At 67.3% G+C, this 4,617-nt stretch carries 4 protein-coding genes and 1 pseudogene; all 5 read left to right on the plus strand.

The features are described 5' to 3' along the window. Window positions 1–528: 528 nt before the first annotated feature. Window positions 529–2,694: a LuxR C-terminal-related transcriptional regulator gene (locus tag WA805_RS26990; RefSeq protein WP_425243751.1), complete on the plus strand. Its 2,166-nt coding sequence runs from the start codon at window positions 529–531 to the stop codon at window positions 2,692–2,694. A gap of 102 nt (window positions 2,695–2,796) precedes the next feature. Next, complete coding sequence (locus WA805_RS26995; RefSeq protein WP_422286188.1) at window positions 2,797–3,450, plus strand: universal stress protein; 654 nt, start codon at window positions 2,797–2,799, stop codon at window positions 3,448–3,450. Beyond that, window positions 3,359–3,718, plus strand: a complete 360-nt coding sequence (locus tag WA805_RS27000) for a carboxymuconolactone decarboxylase family protein (protein ID WP_422286189.1) — start codon at window positions 3,359–3,361, stop codon at window positions 3,716–3,718. The genes WA805_RS26995 and WA805_RS27000 overlap by 92 nt, the downstream gene beginning before the upstream one ends. A 68-nt stretch (window positions 3,719–3,786) precedes the next feature. Continuing rightward, complete coding sequence (locus WA805_RS27005; protein WP_425243752.1) at window positions 3,787–4,308, plus strand: hypothetical protein; 522 nt, start codon at window positions 3,787–3,789, stop codon at window positions 4,306–4,308. Between the two features lie 88 nt (window positions 4,309–4,396). Beyond that, window positions 4,397–4,617, plus strand: a pseudogene (locus WA805_RS27010) (catalase family protein); the annotation flags it as partial.

Below are 4,617 nucleotides of genomic sequence, written 5' to 3' on the forward strand. Positions count from 1 at the left end.
ATCAGCTCAGTGAACGTCTCAGCCGACGTCCCGGCAGCACCCGCCGTCAGGATCATGTACCCCTGCCCCGCATGCCGCCCTCCTCAGCTGCCCATCGTAGTCAGGCTGATCATCACCGGCAGCAGCCGGCTAACGGGTCCTGCGCCCAGCGCAGGCCCAGCATCCGCCCAGGGGCGGATCAGCGGCATCACCCTGCACGGATAAGATGCATGATCTCCAGCACCGCCAGCCAGCAAGCCCGCCTAGGTTGCCGGATCGGCGGGCACGTGGCGGCATTTTCAGCCGCCGTCCAGCTTGGCGCCGTCTTGCCACGTTTTGGGGCCGGACGCGGCCTTTGTTCACTTTGTCGCTCTTGACCTGATTCAAGGTGCGGCCGATCCTGGAACGGCACGCAATTCCAGGGGAGGCCACCGGGCATTGGGCGACAGCGAGCTGCGCCAGCGAACTGGGCCGTCGGATGGTGCAGACGGGCCGGCGTTCGACCTTTTGACGGCGAAGCTTCACCGTCCCCTGCTTCGGCCCGGGACGGTGCGTCGTTCGTCGCTGATCGAGCGGCTCAAGCGGGGTGGCCGCCGTCCGATCACCTCGGTGGTCGCGCCGGCCGGCTACGGGAAGACGACCGTACTGGCCCAGTGGGCCGAGCGCAACGGCCAGGCCTTCGCCTGGGTGTCGGTCGACGAGGCCGACAACGATCCGAAGGTCCTGCTCACCTATGTCGCGAAGGCGCTCGATGCGGTGGAGCCGGTCGGCGAGCGGGTATTCGATGCCCTCGCTTCCCCCGGCAGCTCAGTGCCCGGCTCGGTCGTCCCGCGGCTCGGCTCGGCTTTCTCATCGATGGCCTCGCCCGTGGCGCTTGTCCTGGACGACGTGCACGTGCTGCACAACTCCGAATGCCGGGCCGCGCTGTCCGTGCTGGCCGATCATGTGCCGGGCGGTTCCCGGCTGGTGCTCGCCGGCCGGGCCGAGCCGCCGCTGCGGATCGCGCGGCTGCGCGCCGAGGGCAAGGTCCTAGAGGTCGGGCCGGGTGACCTGTCGCTCACTCGCGAGGAGGCGTTCTCGCTGCTGCGCAATGTGGATCTCACCTTGGGTGAGGACGACGTGGCGGAGTTGCACCGGCGGACCGAGGGGTGGCCGGCCGGGCTGTACCTTGCGGCGCTCTACCTCAAGGAGGGCGGCCCCTTTGGGAGCGCGGCGGTTTCCTTCGGCGGCGACGACCGGCTGGTGAGCGAGTACCTGGAGTCAGAGTTCCTGGCGCGGATTTCCCGTCGGCACCGCACGTTCCTCACCCGGACCGCGGTGCTGAAGCGCATGTGCGGGCCGCTGTGCGATGCAGTGCTCGATATGAGCGGTTCCACGCCGGCCCTGGAAGACCTGGAACGGTCGAACCTGCTGCTGGTGCCGCTGGACGGGCGGGGAGACTGGTACCGCTATCACCATTTGTTCCGCGACATGCTCCTGGCGGAGCTGCACCGCCAGGAGCCTGGCCTGGTGCCCGTCCTTCAGCGGCGAGCTGCGCAGTGGTATGAGCGCAACCGGGAGCCCGAGGAGGCGCTGGAGTACTGGATGAAGGCGGGCGAGGTGGATTCGGCGGCTCGCCTTGTCGGCGCTCTGGCGTTTCTCAGCTACCAACGGGGCAGGATCGCGACGGTCGAGCGGTGGCTTGGGTGGCTCGAAGACCGTGCGGCCATGGAAAGCTACCCGGCGATCGCCGTGCTGGCGGCGATGTTCTGCGCCTTGACCGGGAAGCCGGCCCAAGCCGAACGATGGGCCGATGTCGCCGAGCGGGTAGCCGCCGCCACGAGCCTGCCGGACGGGAGCCCGTCGATCGAGCCGTGGCTGGCGCTGATCCGGGCGCTGCTGTGCCGCGACGGGGTGGAGCAGATGCGGGCCGACGCGGAGCTTGCGGCCAGGACCATGGCCCCGGGCAGCTTCTGGCGGATCACCGCCATGATGTACCGGGCGGCCGCGCACCTGATGGCCGGCGATCTAGACCGGGCCGATGTCCTGTTCGGGGATGTGGTCGCAGAGGGCCAGGCTGCTGGGATCATGTTCGGTCCGTGCATCGCGCTGGCCGAGCGGTCGCTGCTGGCGATCGCCAGCGGCGACTGGGACCTGGGCAGACGGTACCTGTCCGAGGCCCGGTCGCTGGCCCGTGGGGGCAATCTGGAGGACTATCCCCCGGTCACGATCTTGTACGCGGTGGCCGCGCGGATGGCGCTGCACGAGGCCGACCGTCCGCGCGCCGAGGCGGAACTGACCCGGGCTCAGCGCCTTCGCCCCGGCCTGACCTACGCCGTGCCGCACATGGCCGTTCAGGCGAGGATCGAGCTGGCGAGGTGCCACCTCGCATTGTTCGATCTCGGCGCGGCGCGGACCCTGCTCCGGGAGGCCGAAGAGATCCTAGTGCGGCGCCCCCGCCTCGGTGTTTTCGTTCGGCAGGCCGCGGACCTGCGGGCGGAGCTTTCCCGCGCCCGGGGTTCGTCCGCCCTGGGAGCGTCGGCCCTGACCACTGCCGAGCTGCGCCTGCTGCCGATGCTTTCCACCCACCTGTCGTTCCGGGAGATCGCCGAGGAGATGTTCCTGTCCCGCCACACCGTCAAGGCGGAGGCGATGTCGATCTACCGGAAGCTCGGGGCCTCCTCACGAAGCCAGGCAGTCGGCCGGGCCCGCGAGCTGGCACTCCTCGACAAGTAACAGGCCTGCTCCGCACCCTTTATCCCATTGGGATGATGCCAGCTCCTGGCCGGACGCGGTGGGATCGTGATGACCCAGGTGAGTATGAAGACTGGAGCCACGATGCCTGGAATCATCGTCGGAGTGGACGGCTCACCGCATTCACGGCGGGCCCTCCAGTGGGCCCTGAGCGAGGCTGCGGCGCGGCACGCCTCGCTCACCGTCCTCAGCGTGCATGACGAGAAGGCGGTCACCTGTACCACGGGCGACCTGAACCAGAACCAAGCGGCCCAGGACGTACAGGCACTGGTGGACCAAGCGGTCAACAGCCAGTCCGGGCCAGCGCCGCCGGTCACCGTCCAGGTGATCCCGGGCTCGCCCGCCGCCGAACTCCTCGACGCCGGGCACCACGCCGACCTGCTGGTCGTGGGCTCACGGGGCAGCGGCGGCCTCGGCCCCCGGGGGGTGGGCTCGGTAAGCAGCCAGGTGGCCTACGACGCTCCCTGCCCGGTGGTCATCATCTTCCCGCCGTTAGCGGCCGGTCAGGCAGGCAGGCATGCAGGGCGCCCGCGGTTCCATGACCTGGGGATCCTGAGAGATGACGACCTATCTTTCGCTCCAGCAGGGAGCATGGAACTCGTCCCGGTCCGAGGTGGAATAGTGCCCGACGGCGAGGGAGAGACTTATGGACCACACGGCGAGATACCAGGAAACGTTGCGCAGGCTGGCGATGATCGACGAAGGCTTCGTCGAAGACGAGGCCGGGCTGGGACTTGACCTGGCCAGGACCTCGGCCCTGGAACCCAAAACCGCGGCATTGCTTCAGCTAGGGATATTGGTGGCCAGCGGGTCACCGGCGGTCTGCCTCGAATGGAGCACCGCCCGGGCGCTCGCGGCAGGCGCGACGGAGGACGAGATCGCCGATGTGCTGCTAGCGATCGCCCCCGTGACCGGGCTCGGCCGGGTCGTCTGCGCCGCTCCCGACGTGGCGACGGCACTCGGATATGACGTCGGAGCCGCTTTGGAGGACCCAGGTGATCCATAACAGCGGGCAATCGGTGACGTCCAGCCGGCAATGAGCGCAAGGGCAGAAATTCGCGAACGGGAGAACGCATGTCAACGCAATTCGTCAGATACACGCCGGACATCGAAGCAACCGATCCGTATTTCGATGAGAACTCGCAGATCGTGATCGACAAGCTAGAGGAATACATTGCCGGATCGGTGACCACTGAAGGCACCGGCCGCGCCGTCCGTGACGCGCACGCCAAGGGATACGGGGTGGTCAAGGCAGAAGTCGAGATCCTCGGTCAGTTGCCCGCGGAATACGCGCAGGGTATCTACGCGGTACCCGGAAAGCATGGCGCTCTCATCCGCTTCTCCAACGGACAGCCGCACGCTGGACCCGACGTGCTACTCGGCCCGGTGGTGGGAATGGCCCTGAAGATCTTCGACATCAACGGCCCGGTCCTTCTGGAGGACGAGCCTGATACCGGCACCTTCGACTACGCCACCATCAACGCCCGTCTTCTTCTGCAACACCGTCGAGCACTATCTGTTCATCAAAGACCTGTTCATCGAGGCAGGACAGTACTTCTCTCAGGGGCGCCAAGGCCAGCATCGCTTCTTCCGTGAGTGGGTAACGGGAAAGGGGACCCTAGATGAGGACCAGTGGGCCTGGGAGGAGCTTTTCGCGTTCGTCAGCCTTGCGCAGATCCGCCCCGTGAACCTGCTGCTATCGAACTACTGGACGATGGGCGCAGTCCGGCACGGTGACTACGTTGCCAAGATCCGTATTGCCCCAGTGCCCGAGTTCGCCAGCAGGGTTGCCCGGCATACTCCCGATCTGGCGTCGGCACCGGAGGTATTCCGCCCGGCCCTGGTAGCCGAACTGCGTGAACGCCCCTTTGAATTCGACATTCAAGTCCAGCTGTGCGCTGATAT

Source organism: Trebonia sp. (genome assembly GCF_049794275.1).
Taxonomy (GTDB): domain Bacteria; phylum Actinomycetota; class Actinomycetes; order Streptosporangiales; family Streptosporangiaceae; genus Trebonia.

Excerpts from the sequence above, each read along its gene's own strand:
- WA805_RS26995 (WP_422286188.1), top strand. The coding sequence starts at position 2,797 with ATGCCTGGAATCATCGTCGGAGTGGACGGCTCACCGCATTCACGGCGG.
- WA805_RS27000 (WP_422286189.1), top strand. The coding sequence starts at position 3,359 with ATGGACCACACGGCGAGATACCAGGAAACGTTGCGCAGGCTGGCGATG.
- WA805_RS27005 (WP_425243752.1), top strand. The coding sequence starts at position 3,787 with ATGTCAACGCAATTCGTCAGATACACGCCGGACATCGAAGCAACCGAT.